Origin of the sequence: Tritonibacter sp. SIMBA_163, from assembly GCF_046535935.1 — a bacterium.
Classification (GTDB): Bacteria; Pseudomonadota; Alphaproteobacteria; order Rhodobacterales; family Rhodobacteraceae; genus Epibacterium; species Epibacterium scottomollicae.
The window spans coordinates 1-19108 of record NZ_JAWJBP010000031.1; the positions used below are offsets into that span (position 1 = coordinate 1).

Annotated in this window: 21 protein-coding genes and 3 pseudogenes; 14 read left to right on the forward strand and 10 right to left on the reverse strand. The window is 56.8% G+C overall.

The annotated features are described in order from the left end of the window. Positions 1 to 97 precede the first annotated feature (97 nt). The 5 genes from R0J92_RS20420 to R0J92_RS20440 all read left to right on the forward strand — a co-directional run bounded on the left by R0J92_RS20420 (position 98) and on the right by R0J92_RS20440 (position 4226). Entirely contained in the window at positions 98 to 265 is a 168-nt protein-coding gene (locus R0J92_RS20420) for an AAA family ATPase (protein WP_411052969.1), read from the forward strand. A 2-nt stretch (positions 266 to 267) separates the two neighbouring features. Further along, a complete protein-coding gene (locus tag R0J92_RS20425; protein ID WP_411052970.1) occupies positions 268 to 1125 on the forward strand; it encodes a DUF4435 domain-containing protein in 858 nt (285 codons plus the stop codon). Positions 1126 to 1367: 242 nt separating this feature from the next. Then, a complete protein-coding gene (locus R0J92_RS20430) occupies positions 1368 to 1574 on the forward strand; it encodes a helix-turn-helix transcriptional regulator (RefSeq protein ID WP_411052971.1) in 207 nt (68 codons plus the stop codon). Positions 1575 to 2138: 564 nt separating this feature from the next. After that, a complete protein-coding gene (gene nirK, locus R0J92_RS20435; protein ID WP_411052972.1) occupies positions 2139 to 3287 on the forward strand; it encodes a copper-containing nitrite reductase in 1149 nt (382 codons plus the stop codon). A gap of 72 nt (positions 3288 to 3359) precedes the next feature. Further along, positions 3360 to 4226 (forward strand): formylglycine-generating enzyme family protein, encoded by an 867-nt coding sequence (locus R0J92_RS20440; RefSeq protein ID WP_411052973.1) that lies wholly within the window; start codon positions 3360 to 3362, stop codon positions 4224 to 4226. On the opposite strand, the gene hemN is transcribed toward R0J92_RS20440, so the two are convergent. Then, entirely contained in the window at positions 4214 to 5569 is a 1356-nt protein-coding gene (gene hemN, locus R0J92_RS20445; RefSeq protein WP_411052974.1) for an oxygen-independent coproporphyrinogen III oxidase, read from the reverse strand. The genes R0J92_RS20440 and hemN overlap by 13 nt on opposite strands. A gap of 283 nt (positions 5570 to 5852) precedes the next feature. Between hemN and R0J92_RS20450 the strand changes: the two genes are divergently transcribed. Continuing rightward, positions 5853 to 6473, forward strand: a complete 621-nt coding sequence (locus tag R0J92_RS20450; RefSeq protein ID WP_411052975.1) for a 5-formyltetrahydrofolate cyclo-ligase — start codon at positions 5853 to 5855, stop codon at positions 6471 to 6473. A 115-nt stretch (positions 6474 to 6588) separates the two neighbouring features. Continuing rightward, a complete protein-coding gene (locus tag R0J92_RS20455; RefSeq protein WP_106164150.1) occupies positions 6589 to 7284 on the forward strand; it encodes a Crp/Fnr family transcriptional regulator in 696 nt (231 codons plus the stop codon). 19 nt (positions 7285 to 7303) lie between these two features. Here the strand turns inward: R0J92_RS20455 and R0J92_RS20460 are convergent, their stop codons facing one another. Further along, positions 7304 to 7558, reverse strand: a complete 255-nt coding sequence (locus R0J92_RS20460) for a DUF1858 domain-containing protein (RefSeq protein ID WP_106164149.1) — start codon at positions 7556 to 7558, stop codon at positions 7304 to 7306. Positions 7559 to 7683: 125 nt separating this feature from the next. Between R0J92_RS20460 and R0J92_RS20465 the strand changes: the two genes are divergently transcribed. The 7 genes from R0J92_RS20465 (at position 7684) to R0J92_RS20495 (ending at position 13307) form a co-directional block, all read left to right on the forward strand. Further along, complete coding sequence (locus R0J92_RS20465) at positions 7684 to 8136, forward strand: c-type cytochrome (protein WP_106164148.1); 453 nt, start codon at positions 7684 to 7686, stop codon at positions 8134 to 8136. A 66-nt stretch (positions 8137 to 8202) separates the two neighbouring features. Beyond that, a complete protein-coding gene (locus R0J92_RS20470; RefSeq protein WP_106164147.1) occupies positions 8203 to 9546 on the forward strand; it encodes a cbb3-type cytochrome c oxidase subunit I in 1344 nt (447 codons plus the stop codon). 2 nt (positions 9547 to 9548) lie between these two features. Then, positions 9549 to 10343 carry a CbbQ/NirQ/NorQ/GpvN family protein gene (locus tag R0J92_RS20475; protein WP_411052976.1) on the forward strand — a complete coding sequence of 265 codons (795 nt, stop codon included), beginning with the start codon at positions 9549 to 9551 and terminating at the stop codon, positions 10341 to 10343. A 4-nt stretch (positions 10344 to 10347) separates the two neighbouring features. Further along, complete coding sequence (locus R0J92_RS20480) at positions 10348 to 12225, forward strand: nitric oxide reductase activation protein NorD (RefSeq protein ID WP_411052977.1); 1878 nt, start codon at positions 10348 to 10350, stop codon at positions 12223 to 12225. Position 12226: 1 nt separating this feature from the next. Next, positions 12227 to 12406 (forward strand): hypothetical protein, encoded by a 180-nt coding sequence (locus R0J92_RS20485; RefSeq protein ID WP_411052978.1) that lies wholly within the window; start codon positions 12227 to 12229, stop codon positions 12404 to 12406. Further along, the gene (locus tag R0J92_RS20490) at positions 12403 to 12627 is read left to right on the forward strand and encodes an NnrT protein (RefSeq protein ID WP_165798135.1); all 225 of its coding nucleotides are present in this window, start codon (positions 12403 to 12405) and stop codon (positions 12625 to 12627) included. The genes R0J92_RS20485 and R0J92_RS20490 overlap by 4 nt, the downstream gene beginning before the upstream one ends. Further along, entirely contained in the window at positions 12624 to 13307 is a 684-nt protein-coding gene (locus R0J92_RS20495) for an NnrU family protein (protein WP_411052979.1), read from the forward strand. The genes R0J92_RS20490 and R0J92_RS20495 overlap by 4 nt, the downstream gene beginning before the upstream one ends. Before the next feature lie 106 nt (positions 13308 to 13413). On the opposite strand, the gene R0J92_RS20500 is transcribed toward R0J92_RS20495, so the two are convergent. From R0J92_RS20500 to R0J92_RS20535, 8 genes and pseudogenes are all read right to left on the reverse strand, one after another. Beyond that, entirely contained in the window at positions 13414 to 14613 is a 1200-nt protein-coding gene (locus R0J92_RS20500; RefSeq protein WP_411052980.1) for an NnrS family protein, read from the reverse strand. 79 nt (positions 14614 to 14692) lie between these two features. Continuing rightward, positions 14693 to 15121: a pseudoazurin gene (locus R0J92_RS20505; RefSeq protein ID WP_411052984.1), complete on the reverse strand. Its 429-nt coding sequence runs from the start codon at positions 15119 to 15121 to the stop codon at positions 14693 to 14695. 99 nt (positions 15122 to 15220) lie between these two features. Then, a pseudogene (locus R0J92_RS20510) lies at positions 15221 to 15385 on the reverse strand (IS5/IS1182 family transposase); the annotation flags it as partial. Between the two features lie 252 nt (positions 15386 to 15637). Then, positions 15638 to 15871 (reverse strand): annotated as a pseudogene (locus R0J92_RS20515) (type I restriction enzyme endonuclease domain-containing protein); the annotation flags it as partial. A gap of 52 nt (positions 15872 to 15923) precedes the next feature. Further along, a complete protein-coding gene (locus R0J92_RS20520) occupies positions 15924 to 16205 on the reverse strand; it encodes a DEAD/DEAH box helicase family protein (RefSeq protein ID WP_411052981.1) in 282 nt (93 codons plus the stop codon). Continuing rightward, on the reverse strand, positions 16178 to 17068 hold the full coding sequence (locus tag R0J92_RS20525; RefSeq protein ID WP_411052982.1) for a type I restriction endonuclease: 891 nt from the start codon (positions 17066 to 17068) through the stop codon (positions 16178 to 16180). The genes R0J92_RS20520 and R0J92_RS20525 overlap by 28 nt, the downstream gene beginning before the upstream one ends. Positions 17069 to 17139: 71 nt before the next feature. After that, complete coding sequence (locus tag R0J92_RS20530) at positions 17140 to 17529, reverse strand: DUF4268 domain-containing protein (protein ID WP_411052983.1); 390 nt, start codon at positions 17527 to 17529, stop codon at positions 17140 to 17142. Between the two features lie 505 nt (positions 17530 to 18034). After that, positions 18035 to 19003 (reverse strand): annotated as a pseudogene (locus R0J92_RS20535) (FRG domain-containing protein); the annotation flags it as partial. Between the last annotated feature and the right edge of the window lie 105 nt (positions 19004 to 19108).

A 19108-nucleotide genomic window follows, 5' to 3' on the forward strand; every position in this document is an offset into this window, starting at 1 on the left:
CAACTGCTCATGCTCCATTGCTACCCCCACTGGATTTAAACAGTGAATCCCTCATGCCATTTGTGCAACAAAGCCCCCCGAGACCGAAAGGGCAAATGTGTTCATCATTGATGAGCCTGAATTGTCTTTGCATCTGCAGTGGCAGGCAAAGTTTGTCGCAGCGGTCTTGGATTCGTCGACGAATACTCAATTTATAATGGCGACACATTCCCCGACGGTCATTATGAAGCGCGTCGATTTATACAAAGAAATTAGAAGTGACTGACTATGACGACATCTGCAATCTACCCCACGGGGGTTGCGCCAGCGCTGGGGCATTTGCATTCGGCAAGAAATGAAATTCAGATATTCGTTGAGGATACTGCTAACAGAAATTTGTGGCGGAATATTATCAAAAAGTTTTTGCCTGAAGGTGTTGATTTTTCAGATCCAATAGCCCTGGGCGGTCGGGATAAGGTCATCGAAGAGTGTAGGAAAGATCAGGCTGATGATGGTCGAAAGAAAATGTATATTATTGACGCTGACCTCGACCTACTAAAGGGGCGTCGAAAACCAAATTTGAAACACCTGTATAGACTTCGAGCCTACTGCATTGAAAATTACCTTATTCAGGAAGAAGCGCTTGTCAAAGTTGCTCAAGTTCTGAATCCTGATGTTTCGGAACACGATGCGCGGAGCACATTGGCGTTTTCTGACTGGAAGCAGCGAAATGCGGAGCCGTTTCGCAAGCTGTTTATTGGCTACGCAACCGTTCACACTATTGATGATCAGCATCAGACCGTTGGCTATTGGATAGGTCATCTTGCTCAACCTTCCCCATCAGATGATGATTTGTGTCCGGCTAAATCCAGGGTAAGAGTGAGAGGACTTTTACGGCGCATTCGAGCAAATTTCTCGAATGAAACTGTGCGGGGCATCTATTCCGATATTCTGGAGAGATCCGCAAACTTGGATTACTGCACATACGTTTCCGGTAAAGATTGCCTTTTGAACAGGATGATCGTTCGTTTGCGGCGGCGATTTGGCTCAATGCGGGACGATCAGATCAAGGTTCTGCTTTCTGACTATATGTCGCCGGATGTTGATCCTTACCTGAAGCGGCGGCTGAGGCGGATTTGTGTTTGATGGCCTTCACATTCTTCACTCGGACTTGAAGCCCAGAAAGTTCGCAACTACATCGCTCTCAGGTAAGCAGAACAGCGGCGTAGTGGTGGGTGCACAACTAACGGCTGCTTTTAAGCCAGTTGTCCATTTGCGTGGATGGGCAATGTGGTGAAGCACAAAATACGTTTCTTGCCCTTCGGATTTCCAGAAATGGCCAATTTTATAATCGCGGCATCCGCCGCGATTATAATTACGGAGCCAATATGACAATTCTGCTAACACCGCAACCCAATAATTCCCTCGTCGATATCAAGACTGTCTGTGCGACCCTGTGCCGGTCCCGCGCAAGCATCTACCGCGATATTCAGCGAGGTGATTTTCCCAAGCCGATCAAGCTGGGCGGTTCCTCCCGCTGGCGCGTGTCGGATCTCAACAAGATCATTGATCCCGATTTCCCGATGGCGGCGTGATCACCGCCTTCGGACCCAACCAAATCAGAAATCAAGGAATTACAATGACACCCATCACCAATTTAACCAAAGCTGAGGCCGAAGGCATCAAGCTCGCACTCTCCCACCTCGTCGCAGAGGGGAAACTGGACGCTGCCATTTCACTTCTCGAAACTTCCATCGAATTTACGCAAACGGAAACCGGGGGAATGCGTATGATGTGCCCCCGCCCTTCTCTCGAAAATACCATCCATGCGGGATTTTACTCCCAAGGTCACGGCGAGAGCCCACATTCATGTAGTGAACGGCGCTCACGGAGGCGGCATATCGCGTATGCCCGAAGGACCTCATTACAGGTTGGCGTGACGATTAGGAGCAGGCGCGGGAAAGAGCCGCTTCTTGCTACAGCGGCATCGGTCTTTTTGCGCGAAACGCCTTAGCTGGAGTCGAACCGTTGCCGAAGTCCTGACCATAGCAGTCCATCAGGTGATATCCTTATCGAAGGTTGTCCCTGATCAACGTTCACATCCAAATCTCCGCATACCTTTCAAGCTAATCATACATGCATGAAAAGGAGATAAGGACATGCTTACCAGACGCGCCGCGCTTATTGGGGCCGCAGGGATTGCAGCGATACCCGTACTTCACAAAACTGCTCAAGCAGAGGAGATCATGGACACATCCATGGTCCCACCAGCTGATCTGTCTAAGCTCAAGCGGGTGAAACGTAAATTAGTGCGCCCTCCGATGGTTCACGAGCACGAGCAGGTGGCTTCGACAGAGCCGCAAATTATCGAATTCGAGATGCAGATCGTTGAAAAGGAGATCGAAGTCGATAGCGGTGCCTACCTACAGGCCATGACCTTCAACGGGTCAGTACCAGGACCTCTGATGGTCGTACATGAAGGTGATTATGTCGAACTTACGCTCTACAATTCTCCTGAAAATCTCATGCAGCATAACATTGACTTCCACTCAGCAACCGGTGCGCTTGGCGGTGGTTCTCTGACGCTGGTCAATCCCGGTGAGAAGACAACATTGCGGTTCAAGGCAACACGTCCGGGCACCTTTGTCTATCACTGTGCGCCGGGTGGCCCCATGATCCCATGGCACGTCGTCAGCGGGATGTCGGGCGCGATCATGGTGCTGCCCCGCGATGGTCTGAAGGATCACAACGGCACCCCCGTCAGCTATGATCGCGTATTCTACATCGGCGAGAATGACTTCTACATCCCGAAGGATGAAAATGGAGAATACAAACGCTTTGAAGATGTCGGCGAGAGCTATCCCGACACGCTGGATGTCATGAATGGCCTGATCCCGAGCCACGTCGTTTTCAACGGCAAGGTCGGCTCTTTGACCGGTGACAATGCGCTGCACGCGACGCAGGGCGAGAAGGTTCTGTTTGTGCACTCGCAGGCCAATCGCGACTCTCGCCCGCATTTGATCGGCGGGCATGGGGATCTGGTCTGGGAAACCGGGAAATTCAACAACCCACCGGAGCGCGACCTTGAAACTTGGTTCATCCGCGGCGGGTCTGCTGGGGCAGCGCTTTACGAGTTTTTGCAGCCGGGCGTCTACGCCTATGTGAACCACAACCTGATCGAGGCGGTAAACCTAGGCGCAACCGCGCATGTCGTGGTGGACGGCGATTGGAACAACGATCTGATGGAGCAGGTCGAAGCGCCAACGGCCTATGACGCAGCCTATGAAGGCAAAACCGCACTCCCATAACCCACAGGTTTTATAGAAGCACAAGGTCGGCCGGCCCCACCGGCCGTCTTTGCAGCGCTTGGGAGATCACCGATGAAACCATCATTCAAGAGTGTTGTTGCCACGAGCCTTGTGGCTTTGATCGCATTGGGCGTCGCGGTTTTGACACGTGCCCCCTCCCCCAGCCTGTCACCAGAGGTGGACCTCATTGAGGTTCCGAGCGGGCGCATCAGCTACCGCCCGTTTGGCAATTTTGTCGAGAATGGAAAATCGCGCTCACCACGTCCTTACGTGATTGAGGTCGCGGGATTTTCCATCATGAAATACCAAGTCAGTCGCCGAGAATATGCTGCATGTGTCTCCGCTGGGGCTTGCCCCCCGGTGCCAACAATGGGCGGGGATTATCCGCAAACCCATGTAAACTGGAAAGACGCCAACGCCTACGCAACTTGGTACTCCCGCAAAACCGGCGAAAACTGGCGCCTTCCCAGCGACATGGAATGGCAACTGGCCGCAGGCGAGCGTTATGGGGATGCGGCCCCTGACACCCGGGAGATGGACCCCGGACAACGCATGCTGGCCCAATACGCGGCAGGAACTTTGCTGCGTGGAACCGCCAGTCCTGCGTTGCGCCCGGCCGGCGGATTTGGCCTCAATTCGCGTGGTATTGCAGATATATCAGGCAATGTCTGGGAATGGACCGATGGCTGTATGCAAAGTGGCTCACTGCACCCGGACGGCACCGTTCGAGAGAGCGAACCCTATTGCTGGGTTCGTATTGCAGGCGGCATCCACCGCGCGGCAATCGTCGATTTTGTCCGCGACGCCAGCGTCGGCGGCTGTGCCGTAGGATTGCCACCGGATCATCTGGGGTTTCGTCTGGTTCGGGAACACGCTGAGGCTCCCGAACCCTGGTGGTGGCCTTTGTGGCAAAGGATGCGCCCCGGTCACGACGCCTGACTGTAACGACCGTTCATCGGTGCATAGGCATCAAAACAGCTGGCGATGATCCGCGTCAGCGCCCGCCCCTCTGGCAGTATCTCAAACCCATCGTGCCGCACCTGTACCATGCCGTCGAAGCGATCAATCACCAGGGCGGTTTCTGGTCGCAACGCTTCCGCAAGAGCGCCGAATTCTCTGGACAGCTCCGCGAAATCGAGCTGGAAATCACACATGATCATCTCGATGGCGCGGGCGCGCAAAAGGTCTGCATGGCTCATCATGTGGCCCCGTGCTCCGGCTAGTTCTCCGACCTCAATACGCTGAACATAGGCAGGGGTGGCGGATGCATTCTGGATATAGCCGGTGGGCAGTCGCGACACCGAAGACGCGCCCAACCCAATCAGGGTGGAGCAGCTATCATCCACATATCCTTGAAAATTTCGCCGCAGCCTCCCTGTCTCCATGGCACGGGCCAGCCCGTCATCAGGTTTGGAGAAATGATCAATCCCGATGCTGCGATAGCCTGCATCCCTGAAGCGCGTTGCAGCGTATTCAGCAAGTTGAAAACGCTCCACCTCTTTGGGCAAGGATTTCTCATCAATCAACCGCTGTCGTTTGGACATCCATGGCACATGCGCATATCCAAAGAGCGCAATCCGATCCGGTGCCAGATCCAGCACCTTTGAAACCGTATCATCCAATCGGGTGATGTCCTGATGTGGCAGACCATAGACTAGATCGGCGTTCAGGGACTGAATGCCTGCCGCGCGCAGATCCTCCACGCAGTGCCGGGTGACATCAAACGGCTGAAGGCGGCCTATGGCGTTTTGCACCTTGGAGTCAAAATCCTGAATCCCGAGCGAGGCCCGATTCATCCCCTCCGCAGCAAGTGCTGCGATCTTGTGGCGATCCACCATGGTCGGATCGATTTCCACCGAAAACTCCCAATCCCCGGTTGGCGGGATCACCGCCTTTACGGCTCGTGCCAGCCGATGGATCAGCTCTGGTGGCAGGATGGTTGGCGTCCCGCCGCCCCAATGCATCCGCCCCATGCGCAGACCCGCAGGCAGGATGCGCTTCAGCAGCGCCAGCTCCTGCTCCAGCGTCGCGATATAGCTTTCAACCGGGCTGAGCGTCTTGGTCCCCTGCGTGCGGCAGGCGCAAAACCAGCACAACCGCTCGCAAAAAGGGATATGCAGGTAGACAGATACCGGATCTCCGGGATCAAGCGCACTTAGGGCTTCGGTCTGCTCGACGCTGCCGATCTCGGGCGCAAACACAGGCGCGGTTGGATATGAGGTGTAGCGGGGCACCCGTGCCTCAAAAAGGCCATGGGCTCGAAGGCGATCAATCTGTTTCATGGGGCGACCCTGCGCCAGACCTCAGGACGGGACTTTGTTTGGGATCAATATTCGCGCTCAAATCTCAAAATTCGCAATGCGTGTGTCTGGCCGCTGATCTGGCGTGCCATCATTGGGTTGGCTGATCACGGCATCAAGACTCCGCTCTTGAACTGCGCCGTCCAATTCAGTGTTCTTGAAAGGGTGACGCAGATCATCGGGAAGAGACATGGGCGACACGGACCGAGAGCACAAAGAGACTGCACACTATTCATCACCTCCCTGCGCTTCGAGCGAGCTGGAGGTGGATCATCTATGGCACCCTGCAGGGCCACCGACACAAGCGCAGGACGTACCCAGTTGGCGGCGGGCAGAACGCCAGCGCCTCCGAGGTCTTCGCATGGCGATCTCTGCAACTGAGCGACACATGTTGGCAGTTCAACTGGCGCAGCACCTGCAACAGCTGCTCGCTCGACATATGGAAGGCACGCGCACGCTGGTGGTATCAGCCTATTGGCCAATCAAGGGGGAGCTGGATTTACGCCCCCTGATGACGGAGCTATACAACGCAGGCACCGAGATCGCGTTGCCGGTGGTGGAAACGCGAGCCGCACCACTGATATTTCGGCGCTGGACACCCGCAACGCGCATGGTAGGTGGTGATTGGAATATCCCGGTGCCGCCGGCAGACGCTCCGGAACAAACGCCCGATATTCTATTGGCCCCTTGCGTGGGCTGGAGCGCGGATGGCTATCGGCTTGGGTATGGCGGCGGCTACTTTGATCGTACGCTTGCGAGTCTGAACTCAGTCCCCATGGTGATCGGGATCGGGCTGCTGCAATCCCGGATCGCAACAATCCATCCTCAGCCACATGACATCAGGCTCGACATGATCATGACCGAACAGGGTGTGGCCAACACTTGAGTGATGCAGGATAGTCGGGCAAAGGCGGCTTCGAAATTTTCTCCGATGTCCAAACCGTGATTTTCTGATAGGTCGCTGCTCAGTAAGATCTGACTGACGCCAGCAAGAGGCCGCTTTGAAACAGCTCGACGAAAGCCTGCTCGCGGGATTACCCCCTTTCAGTCTCCTGCAGCGCGGGGATATTCGCGAAATTCTGGATCAGGCCACACCAAAGCGGGTCGAAGCCGGCACAGAGTTCTTTCACGAAGGTCATGACGCAGAGCGGTTCTATCTGCTACTCGACGGCTACATCCGCGTCGTCAAAGTCACGCCAACCGGCGAGCAAATCATCGCGTTGCATATTTCACCGGGACAGCTCTTTGGCATTGCCCCTGCCCTCAGCCGGGACACTTACCCTGCCACGGCCATTTCTGTAGTTGAGTCCATTGCGCTGTCATGGCCGGTCCGCCTCTGGGCAGATTTCACCACCCGGTATCAGGGGTTTGCGACCGAAAGCTACAGAACCCTCGGCGAGCGGCTCGGCGAAATGCAAAGCCGTATCACCGAGCTTGCCACTCAGGCGGTCGAGCAGAGAATTGCGACAGCACTGCTGCGTCTTGTGAACCAGTCGGGGCGCAAAACGGATCAAGGAATCGAGATCGCCTTCCCCATCACACGGCTCAATATCTCCGAGATGACCGGAACCACGCTGCATACGGTTAGCCGCTTGCTGTCCGCATGGGAGCGTGACGGGATTGTTGCCTCACGACGCAAGCACATCGTGATCACAGACCCGCATCGCCTGATGCTGTTGAGCACGCCAGAGAGCTAAGCCTAAGGCGAGTTGAATGTCACGAACCGGAACCACATCGCGTTTCCGGTTGCTGTTTCAGCTGTTGCACCCTCTTTGGGTCTTGCAGAACATCACGGAACGCCTGTTCCTCCAGCCCATATTCATCACACGCATCGATCACGGTGTGAAACGGGGCAATCGGACAGCCCGGACACAGCATTCTGTAGGCGAGAAACACCGCCACCATCTCCGGCCAATTCGCGAATAAATCAGCAAGCGGCAGATCAGGGTCTTCCGGGTCATGTTTGGCCATCGGTCAGATCCTCCCATTCATACATTCTGCATTCACGAACAGATCCGAACTTTGCGCTTGCGCAACATCTGACACACGTCGGCCACTAAGGGTTGGGTATCCGCAACTGTACTCAGGACCGCGACATGTCAGAGATACTCACCAAATCGCGGGCCAGGAACGTGTTTTACGGAGGCTCCTTGTTCTTCGTTGTCGTGTTCGTGGCCATGACCGTGCATAGCCACCGCTATATCGTCGAAACCTCCACCGCCGGAATGCCGCTGACCGACGAGGTGCGCCTCGGCAAACACGTCTGGGAACGTGCCTCCTGCATCAACTGCCACACCCTGCATGGCGAGGGTGCGTATTTCGCACCTGAGGTGGGCAATGTGATGACGCGCTGGGGCGTCCTTGATGACCCCGAAAGCGCATTTGAGATCCTCAATGGATGGATGCAGGCCCAGCCCTCGGGCATCGAGGGACGCCGTCAGATGCCGTTCTTCGACCTCACGGAAGAAGAAACTCGCGCCCTCGCAGAGTTCCTGAGATGGGCCGACCAGACCGACACCCAGAACTGGCCACCCAATGACGCAGGCTGAGGGAGAGGCGCGCAACACGCGATCAGTTCATCACGTTCTGATCACCGCAGGCGCAAGGAGAAAATCATGAAATATCAATCACAAAAAGTGGCCTACGCCTATTTCCTCGTGGCGATGGCCTTGTTTGCGATCCAGGTACTGGGCGGACTGCTCGCTGGCTGGATCTACATATCCCCCAATACGCTGAGCGAGCTTCTGCCGTTCAACATCATACGCATGCTGCATACAAACGCGCTGATTGTCTGGCTGTTACTCGGCTTCTTTGGCGCCGCTTATTATCTGGTGCCCGAAGAAAGCGAACGAGAGCTGTTTTCGACCAAACTGGCCTATATACAGCTTGCGATCCTGGTCGTCGGCACTCTCGGTGCCGTGGTGTCCTATCTCGTGGGCATCCATGGCGGGCGCGAGTTCCTCGAACAGCCGCTTTGGGTGAAATTCGGCATCCTCGTTGCGGCGGTGATCTTTCTCGTGAACATCTCGCTCACCGTCTTGGCCGGACGTAAAACCGCGATCACCAATATCCTGCTGATGGGGCTATGGCTCCTGTGCCTGCTGTGGGTCTTCGCCTTCATCAACCCCGACAACCTGTCGCTTGATAAAATGTACTGGTGGTTCGTCGTGCACCTCTGGGTCGAGGCCACATGGGAACTGGTGATGGCGGCAATCCTTGGCTACCTGATGCTGAAGATGACCGGCGTCGACCGTGAGGTCGTTGAAAAATGGCTCTATGTCATTGTCGCGACTGCATTGTTCTCGGGGATTCTGGGCACCGGTCACCATTTCTTCTGGATCGGGACACCGGGATACTGGCAGTGGATTGGGTCGATCTTCTCAGTCTTCGAAGTGATCCCCTTCTTCGCGATGATGAGCTTCGCCTTTGTCATGGTCTGGAAAGGTCGCAAGAACCACCCCAACAAAGCAGCCCTCCTATGGTCGCTTGGGGCCTCGACCGTCGCGTTCTTCGGCGCAGGTGTCTGGGGCTTTCTGCACACGCTGCATGGGGTCAACTTCTACACCCATGGCACCCAGATTACCGCAGCCCACGGTCACCTCGCCTTCTATGGGGCCTATGTTGCGATGAACCTTGCAATGTTCACCTATGCGATGCCGCAACTCCGGGGCCGCGCGCCCTATAATCAGGTGCTCAACATGGCGTCCTTTTGGCTGATGACCGGGGGCATGTGTTTCATGACTTTCGTGCTGACGTTTGCGGGCACAATCCAGACCCACATGCAGCGCATTGTCGGCGACTATTACATGGAAGTGCAGGACCAGCTTGGCCTCTTCTACATGATGCGGTTCGGCGCGGGTGTTGCGGTGGTCCTTGGGGCACTCCTGTTCATCTACAGCCAATTGGTAGTGCGGCGTGAACTCATCGCGCCCGGCCCAGTCACAACTCCGGGAGAGTGATCATGAACGCAATCAACACCCCGAAAGTCCCGTTCTATCAGGCGGCACATGACGAGGTTTCGGTCTTTGAAATGGCACAGGCGAACCAATTGCCCATGTTGCTGAAAGGCCCGACCGGCTGCGGCAAGACCCGCTTTGTGGAACATATGGCAGCCCGACTCGGACTGCCCCTCTACACCGTTGCCTGTCACGATGACCTCTCAGCAGCCGATCTGATCGGGCGGTATCTGCTCAAAGGTGGCGAAACAGTCTGGGTCGACGGGCCGCTGACCCGCGCGGTGCGCGAAGGTGGGATTTGTTATCTCGATGAGGTGGTCGAGGCCCGCAAGGACGTGGCCGTGGTACTGCATCCGCTGACCGATGACCGCCGCCGGTTGGTGATCGACCGCACGGGCGAAGAACTGGTGGCCCCCAAATCCTTCATGCTGGTGGCCAGCTTCAACCCCGGCTACCAGAACATCCTGAAAAAACTCAAACCTTCGACACGGCAACGCTTTCTGTCCGTTGGCTTTGATTTCCCGGAGGCCGACATTGAAACCGCAGTGGTGACCGAGGAAAGCGGCCTGGATCATGATCGCGCAGCGGCTCTGGTACGACTGGCGGGGCATATCCGAAACCTCTCGGGTATGGATCTCGAAGAAGGGGTCTCGACCCGGCTGCTGATCTACGCCGCCACGCTGATTGCAAATGGCATGAGCGTGGATCGTGCGCTGGAGGTGGCGATCATCGCCCCCCTCAGTGACGAGGCAGACGTCTGTCAGGCGCTGCGCGACCTCACTGCATCTGTCTACGGGTGACATCATGATGCACGCGCTTGACCTTCTTGAACCCGAAGAGACCGTGGGCAACCTGTGGCACAACATGGCCACACGCATCGGGGCTGAGCGCCCCGATGCGGAGGCGGCGGTGCACTATGGCGATGTCCGTGGCAGCGTCGCCATCCTGTTTCGCGCTTTGGGTGGCAACAGCGGCGTTGAGATCCTCGAAGCGCCGGCAGCCGCCTTGGAACACCGCACAGATCGCCTGCGCCGCATCGGCACCCCGCGTGAGATCGGCTATGTCGCCAGCTTTGATGGTGAGCGGCTGCGCCTGCCACCAGTGATGGACGCTTTCCCGACCCAGACCCTCAACCGACAGGCCTATCTGTGGCTCGCTGCCATGGCCTCACATATTGACCTACCGACTGCGCCTGCTGATCCCTATCAGGCGGATCAGGGAGAAATTGCCGCAAACGCAAAGGCGGCGGATCACGCCTTTTCCACCTGTCCGGGCTTGCGCAACGCGTATGCTGCGCTCTGCAGCCATATCGCAGCAACGCGGCAGCGCACCGGCCTGCCGCGCTTTGAGGCACGCATCGAGCGGATGATCCTTGACCAGCTTGGATCGCCCTGTGTTGTTGCGGACCGATGCGATTGCACTGCACCACGAGGATACCGCAGCTTTCAGCCGCTCCCGATCTGGCTACGCCTTCCAGCAGCACGCAAGGGCCGACCGCCTGTCCCCGATACCGAGAAGGCGGACACGCCCAGTGTGGCTATGGCCACCCGCAAGACCGGTCTTCGCGAAGAGCGCGAACAGGCCGACCGCAAAGACAGCTTCATCGTTCATCGGTTTGAGTCCATCCTGTCCTGGGCCGAAAGTCTGAACATCAACCGGCTGGTGGATGACGACGACACCGAGAACGCGCAAAAAGCGGCGGAGGATCAGGACAACATCACCCTGTCCCAGCAGATGAAGCGCGCAGCCTCGCGCTTGCGGATCTCTCTCGACCTGTCGCCGCAAGATGCGGAACACGAACGCTTAGCAGCGCGCTATACCTATCCGGAGTGGAACCATCGCCTTGGTCGCCATATGCCGGACCATGCTCGCGTACTGGAGGTCGACGCCGACCCGGCCATGGATTTCTGCCCCGATCCGCGTCTGGTGGCGCGGGTGCAGCGCCAGTTTGCGCCGCTCATGCCGAAACGCGTGATGCTGACCCGGCAGCTGGACGGTGATGAGCTGGATCTGGACGCAGCGGTACAATCGCAGGTCGATCAGCGGATGGGGCAACAAGGCAGCGACCGTGTATGGCAGGCTAACCGCCCCATGGCGCGGGATCTCAGCGTCGCTGTCCTCATTGATTGTTCCCGCTCAACCGAGGCAACCGTGGGCGCACGCCCTGTTATAGAGACTGCCCGCGAGGCGCTGGCCGCGCTGGCTGCAGGGATTGCAACCGCCGGCGACCGCCTTGGCATTTGGGGGTTTTCCTCACTGCGCCGAGACCGGGTCTTTCTGACCCGTGCCAAACGCTTTGACGAACAGATGGATGCGGATATCACCGCCCGTATCGGCAGCTTCACGCCCGGTCACTACACGCGGTTGGGTGCCGCGATCCGACATGCTTCTGCCCAACTGGCCCAAGAGGGCAGCGCCCGCCGCCTGCTTCTAGTATTGACCGATGGCAAGCCCAACGATCTTGACCACTACGAAGGTGTACATGGCATCGAAGACAGCCGCATGGCAGTGCGCGAGGCCCGCGCGCTCGGGCATGCAGTGCATGCGGTGGTGATCGACGCCGACGGGCAGGACTGGTTTGCGCGCATCTTTGGCCGCGCCGGTTTTACCCTGCTGCCGGACCCGGACAGATTGCCCCGCGCCCTGCCCGAGATCTATCAATCCCTTACGATGGAGCACTGAAATGAAACGTCTTTATTGCACGCTTGCTTCCCTTCTGATCCCGTTTTCCGCGCATGCCGACCCCTTCGAGCGCCCCATTCCACAACCGCAAACCGAGGTCGCGGAGTTCTGGTTCTTCATCGCATCCCTGCTGTTGCTCGCAGCATTGGTCTTCGTACATGTGCTGGTGAGCCGGAGATGATCCCGCGCGTGTCCTGCAAACTAGTGGCCTGCCTCTACCCCTTGGCGGCGGGGGCCGCTGCCATCAACGTCTTTTTTGCCTCGCTGATCGGCAGTTGGCTCGGATGGGACGTGCTCACCCCGCATATGAGCGTGGTGATCGGAGGAGTGCTCGGCCTACCCGCGGCATGGATGTTTGCCCGCCATATCCATGGACTAATCACCCAGGCCGAGAAAACATGACCGGCTGGCAGGAATTCGCACTGGCGCTGGGGGCCTTTATGCTCAGCCACCTTCTGCCGCGTGTTGGGGGCCTGAGGGGGACCCTGATAAGGCTCCTAGGGAGGCGCGCCTATTTTGCCCTCTACGGGCTGGCGTCGCTGATCCTGTTGGGCTGGGTGATTTCAGCCGCAGGCCGCGCGCCCTATATCGAGCTTTGGCCCCAGGCACCATGGACGCGATGGGTTCCGTTCGTGGCAACACCAATTGCGTTCGTGCTGGCCGCCTGCGGGATCGGAGCCGGACTGCCCGGTAGCCTTGGTGCCAGTCGCAGGCGAGAGTATGATTCCGCCCACCCCGGCTTTGCCGCGATCACCCGCCACCCTGTGCTGCTGGCGCTCATACTTTGGGCTCTGGCACATTTGCTGCCCAATGGCGATCTGCCGCATGTCATCCTTTTTGGTCTTTTTGCACTGTTTTCGCTGCTGGCGATGCCAGCATTTGACCGACGGGCACTCAGAACCATTGGCCCTGGCGCTTTTGCCGGTGCGCCGATCCTGTCGCTTCGGCCAGTGTTTGATCACGCATGGTGGCAGGAAAATACCCGCGCCGTTATGTTGCGCGGCGCGGTTGGCGTGTTGCTCTGGTGCGTCGTCTTGCACCTGCATGCATCTGCTATCGGCGCATGGCCATTTCCCGGATAATCCCTGCGCAGCACATGTGTCCCACCCCACACAGACATCAGGCACATGAAACGATGCAGGCGGATAATCCCGCCTGCATCTGCATTCTACCGGCCCAAGCTTCAGATCAACGACTGCGCAGCGGTGTCGGCCGTTTGCGATCCTGGCGTTGCATCGCGAGCCACGGCACAAGCTTCCAGCAGAGCAGCGCAAAGGAAAGCGTCCAGAACAACGCCGCCAGATCAAGCCCCGTGACTCCGCCCGGGAACTCGACATGAGGGAACAACCGCCCCAACAGTGCTGGTATCAATCCTATGAAGGCGAGGTTCAGCACCGGTCCCGACACCAGCGCACGTCCGGTATGCCCCATTGTCGCCCGCATCATCACGGCAACCGTCATGCCGCCAATCGCGCCGATGCCCCAGATGTGCAGGCCGGCGCTGGCGTCAAGAGACCCAATTGCCGTCGCCGCATTTGCCAGCATCCCGACCGGCGCAAACAGGAACGCGATATGCAACATCGCCAGTACCGGATTGCGCAGCGTCGACAATCCACGCCAACGCGCCAGACGTACAGTTTGCAGCAGGGCCGCCAGACACATGAGCACCGCAGCACTCAGGGTCTGTGGCCAGATGACCCAAACCACCAGCGCCGGTAGAGTGGCCAGGAGGCTCAGCCGGTCAAACGTTCCGAAGGGCTTAGGAAGATGGCGATCCCCCTTCTGGTTCAACCAGTTGCGGGTAAAGCTTGGAATGATGCGCCCGCCGATCAGCAACACGAGGAAGATCACCAGCCCCAAGCCCAGTCGCCGGCTGACGACCGCTTGCCCCACCAGCGCACTCTCGACAAAGAAGAACAGATTACTCAATCCGAGGAGCGAAACCGGCACCAGAACCATCAGGTTGCGCCAGTTCTTTCCAGAGATGATTTCACGCGCCACGAGTACCGCCAGCACGAGCAGGAACGCGCTATCGATACTGACGACTATGCCCCACGGCAGGGGCACCGCACCAAAGACAGCAAGGCGCCCCGCCAACCATAGCATCAGCATCGCACACAATGGCCGGCCACGGGTCGGCATGCCACCTGTCCAGTTGGGCACCGCGGTAAACAGAAAACCTGCAATCACGGCACTGCCATAGCCAAAGATCATCTCATGACTGTGCCAATCAACGGGCATCAGAACACTTTGCAGCGTCAGCCCGCCCGTCCAGATCAGCATCCATAGCGGTATGATCACAACGGCAAACAGGCACGCAGCCAAGAAAAAGGGGCGAAACCCATAGGACAGGAAGGCGGGGCCGGAATAAGATTGAGGATGGGACATGTCTTGTTTCCTGCAGCGGGACAAAAAAGGCGACACCGGGAAAGTGCCGCCCTTGTTTTTGGTTATCCGGAATTTTCGTTCACTGAACTCGCGCAAACAAATCTTCAAAGCGGCCTTTGGATTTGCCTCTTTGCTTGACGCCCTGAGCCGCCTCCAAGTTCACGGCGTCCCCGACCTGAATAAGCGCAACCATACCCATGCCGTAGTGCGGGGTGCATTTGATACCATAGAGCCCCTCGGCATCCACCGTCAGCTCATAGTCGACATTGAACTTGCTCTTAAAGCCCTCGCTCCCTTCAGGCAGCATCCCCTTGATGCTTTCCACATTGTGTCCCTTGTCAGTGGCAATGAAATGAATGACGTCACCGGGCATGGCTTTGACGTAGGCGGGTTCAAAAACCATCGCGCCGGCCTCACCTTTGTTGAGCATCTTCACCTCAAAGGTTTCTGCTTGGGCGATGGCCGCAGTACAGGCGAAGACAATGGCGTAGCTGACTTTCTTGAACATCTGAGTTCCTTTCATGCGTTCTGTAGATTTCTTTTCTGAACGCTTTATCGACCACCTGAGGAACGCATTTGTTGTTCTTCGACAAACTTCGAAGCAAAGAAGCGGTATGCCAAGAGCGATGTAGCGGTTGAGGACAGCCATGCAGATTTGTATCTCCGCGGCCTGCTGATCGAAGTCCCGTGCCATCAGCGATTAGCCCATCAGCTTCATGCAGTGCATCTTGGTCTCGATACGGCTCCGGCGGTGATATCCATATAGTTGTCGCTAAAGTGGCCACCGTAGCTATCGTGACCCTCGCACCGCTTGGCTTCGTGCAGTCGACCCGGCACTTGCCGGCTTCTAAGAAGGGCCCTCTGGCTGAACGATTGAACCGCACCGGGTTTGCCGGAGGCTGATTGCAGTTAGTTACGCGGCGCGTTCCTCAGTTTCCATATCCGCATCGTAAACGCACTGCGTGCCCGCGCAACGCTCATCGAAACAACGGCGAAGGCTAACTTAAACGTGGAGCCCCGCCGGTTACTGCGGAGCCTGCCAACTTAAGAGCGTTTCAGCTTGGCTCAGCACCAAACTGATTGCTGCTGGGGCCAAATCGGGCGGGTAGCCATATTTCTTCAATATGCGCCGAACCAGAACTCGCAACTTCGCCCGTGCGCTCTCTTTGCGTTGCCAATCGACGGTCACGTTTTTCTGGAGTTGTTCGACAAGCACATGCGCAATCTGTCGCAACTCGTCATTGCCAAGCACCTCTAGCGCGCTCTGATAGTTTCGGGAAGTCTTCCTCCCCTGCCATGGGCGAGAACTTCTACAACGTTGAAAAGATCACGCCGCCAGATTGTCGGTCCAACTTCTGCCGTAGGTCTTCACGGTCCTCAATCTGCTCAGGAGTTTGACGGATCAAATCGCGACACAGTGAAAACGTGCCATAGAGCTGATCGTCCAAATCGTTGCGGTCAGTGACGACCAGAATAGTTGGATTCTGCAGCTCGGGCGCGCGCACCAGAAGCCCCGCAAAGAACGCCATCAAGAAACTCTTGCCGGAGCCTTGGGTGTGCCAAATCACACCGACCTTTCGGTCACCATCCATGCTAACCGCGTCAATGGCGCTTGCCAGTGCTTTGCGCGCGCCGTGAAACTGGTGATAACCGCCAATGATCTTAAAAACGCCGTCGCCTTTGTCACCGAACACTGTGAAGTCGCGCACCAACTGCAAGAGCCGTTCGGGCTGCAGCCCCCCCGCAGCAGCGTGTCCATTTCCTTGGGGCCTTCTGGCGTGAAATCGTCCTGCGCGCCGGTCACCGTGCGCCACGGCATAAAACGATCTTCACCTGCACTCAGCGATCCAATGCGCGCGAGAAGCCCGTCTGAGGTAATCAGCGCAGCGTTGGTGCGAAAGAGCGAGGGGATCTGTGACTTGTAGGTCTGGAGCTGATGGAACGCGTCCGTAGTCGTCGCATTTTCACTGGCGGCGTTCTTCAACTCGATGACCACCAGCGGCAAACCATTTACGAAGGCGACCACATCAGGTCGCCGGTTATAGCCACCCTCAACCACGGTGAACTGGTTCGTCACCATGAAGTCGTTGTTTGCAGGATTGGCAAAGTCGATCAGCCGCACCTTGTCGCCTTTGATAGAACCATCGGGGCGGCGGTATTCAACGTCGATCCCATCGACCAAGAGACGATGTATGCGGCGGTTTTCCTCGATGAGAGAGGGCGTCTCCGAGATTTGCACTTGCCGCAGGGCATTTTGCAAAGCCTCATCCGGGATATCGGGATTGAGCCGCCGCGCGGCGTCCTCCAGTAGCCCACCCAGAACCACATCCCCATTGGACACCCGCCGCTTATTCGGTCCATCCGGCGCTATCGAGAGCGGGTCTTCATAGCGCCAGCCAAGCTCTTGCAGAGTACCGAGGGCGACTTGCTCGACGAGGTCTTCGGTAAAACTCATATCGCCTCGCTTGTGAGGGACTTAACGCGGCGTGCAAATGACCGTTGCATCTGCTCTAGGGCCGATATCATTCATGTCTGCAAATCAGGCCAACTGGCTTTGTTCGATAGGTCTCGCATCGGGTGATAGGCAATAATTCGGCACGCCCTGCGTTCAGGCAATGGCATCCAAATCAGTTCGAAATCCAGTTCCGCTTCAATCACGGCTTTGTCCATCTCTAACTGTTCAAAGTACGAGTTGGCATTGTCATCGCCCAGATACAACTCCACCCCGATACGGCCCTCTCTGGTGTTGATGATCGCTCCGATGTGCATCCCCGAGCGCCCTATTGAGAACGTCGTCCAATGCTGCGGCAACGGCTTCTGCGACCGCAACGTCGGATGGCCCGCCAGCCGCTCTTTCAGCACCTCCCAAAACTCAAGTTGCAGACGTTTGGTTGCGGTCAAATTCGCGGGCTCCATTGACCGCGCCGACCGGCCCAATTCGCGTTTCCAGTCATTGGGCTTAGCAACAATGTTGAACTTTGGCGCAGCCGGGCTGTTACCGATACGCCAAAGTTCAATCTCTAATCCAAAGAACTGGAACTCGTCGCTGGAAATTTCGTTCAGCCAATCAATGGCAGCGCGGTGCTCTTCGTGGAACTTGGCGGCCACCCAAATGCAAGTCTTAGCCTCGAGGCCGGCCGCATAGGTCAGGATTTGCCCCAGGTGGGAGTGATCGGTCGTTTCCAGCTGGTTTTCGATGACCACCCAATCCCCATCAGCCGTTGCCGTATCCCGACACAGAATATCCGCGCTAAAGCGCCCAACCCGGCGTTCTTCCTGCTCGACCTCCAGTGACATATTCAGGGTCTCACCAAGAAGGCTTATATTCTCCTCCTGGGCGAGCCAGGGTGTGAAATTGCGATCTTCCTTGGTCCATTCCGCGCGCAAATCCACGCATTCCAGGCGTCCAAGCACTGTCATTCTATCTACTCCTCCGGTCCGCAGAAGACCGGTATTTTTCTAACAATGCATCAATCAAATCTTCCGGTTTTCGACCTGACTTGAGGTCACCAGAACCATTCGCCACGGTCTTGGAGATCGCCCGCTTAACCAATACTCGCCTTTTCGGAAAATCCACCCAGTCAATTGTCGCGGCCTGCTCCACAGATTTATCTAGGTCAGCTGCCAATTGAGCCACGCCACCTGAGGGAAACTCAAGATATGCTTCGAGGATGGCTTTCACATCCGTGGAAACGTCCTCAATTGGCTTTGGCGTAATCGCCGCTGCAATTTTCTTGTCTTCGTCTTTACGACTAGCTTCAAATTTCTCCTTCTTCTCGTCCTCTAACAGACGTTCCAGCCAGTCATTGCAGAATTCAGAGCCCCCGCCCGGATCAGGAAATAGGTTACCATGGTGAATATTCATCTGACGCAGGGCTTCTAAACAATCCTTTCGATCCTGAATGGAATTCGGGATATGCAACTTGAATATGTATTGCGCCAGCATCTGGGCGCGTTTTCGGTCGCTTACTGTGAACGTAATCCCACGTTCTCGTCCTTCACGTTTCTGACTTTCCGCGAATATTTTATCGGCAAGTGAAAGAAATTCCTGCATTTCCTCGCTATCGCCATATTCGGTCTCTGTTTCGTCCACAGAGCCAAGCAGTTCGTTTTCATCAAGTTGGTTCACGATTGATGAAACAAAGTTGTCGTGTTCATCGGGTGCGACTGTGAACAGACCGGATTGGTTCACTAGTCTAGAGTTGCGGTTGTCTTCCGGTTCAAGAAACAGCTCTGCCGCGAACTCTTCCCCGAGATCTTCTTCGATACGTGTTTTGTTGAGACAAAATATCGCACGAGAAGGGTTCGCATCCGTCTCTGCTTGGCTCTCGTATTTTGAGAATGCGAAAAACAAAGCAACGAATGGGGACCGCGTCCAATCAAGCAGCGGGGTCTTTAGTCCTTAGTGCTGCCCAACCGGCTTTGTTGCACAAATGGCATGAGGGATTCACTGTTTAAATCCAGTGGGGGTAGCAATGGAGCATGAGCAGTTGGT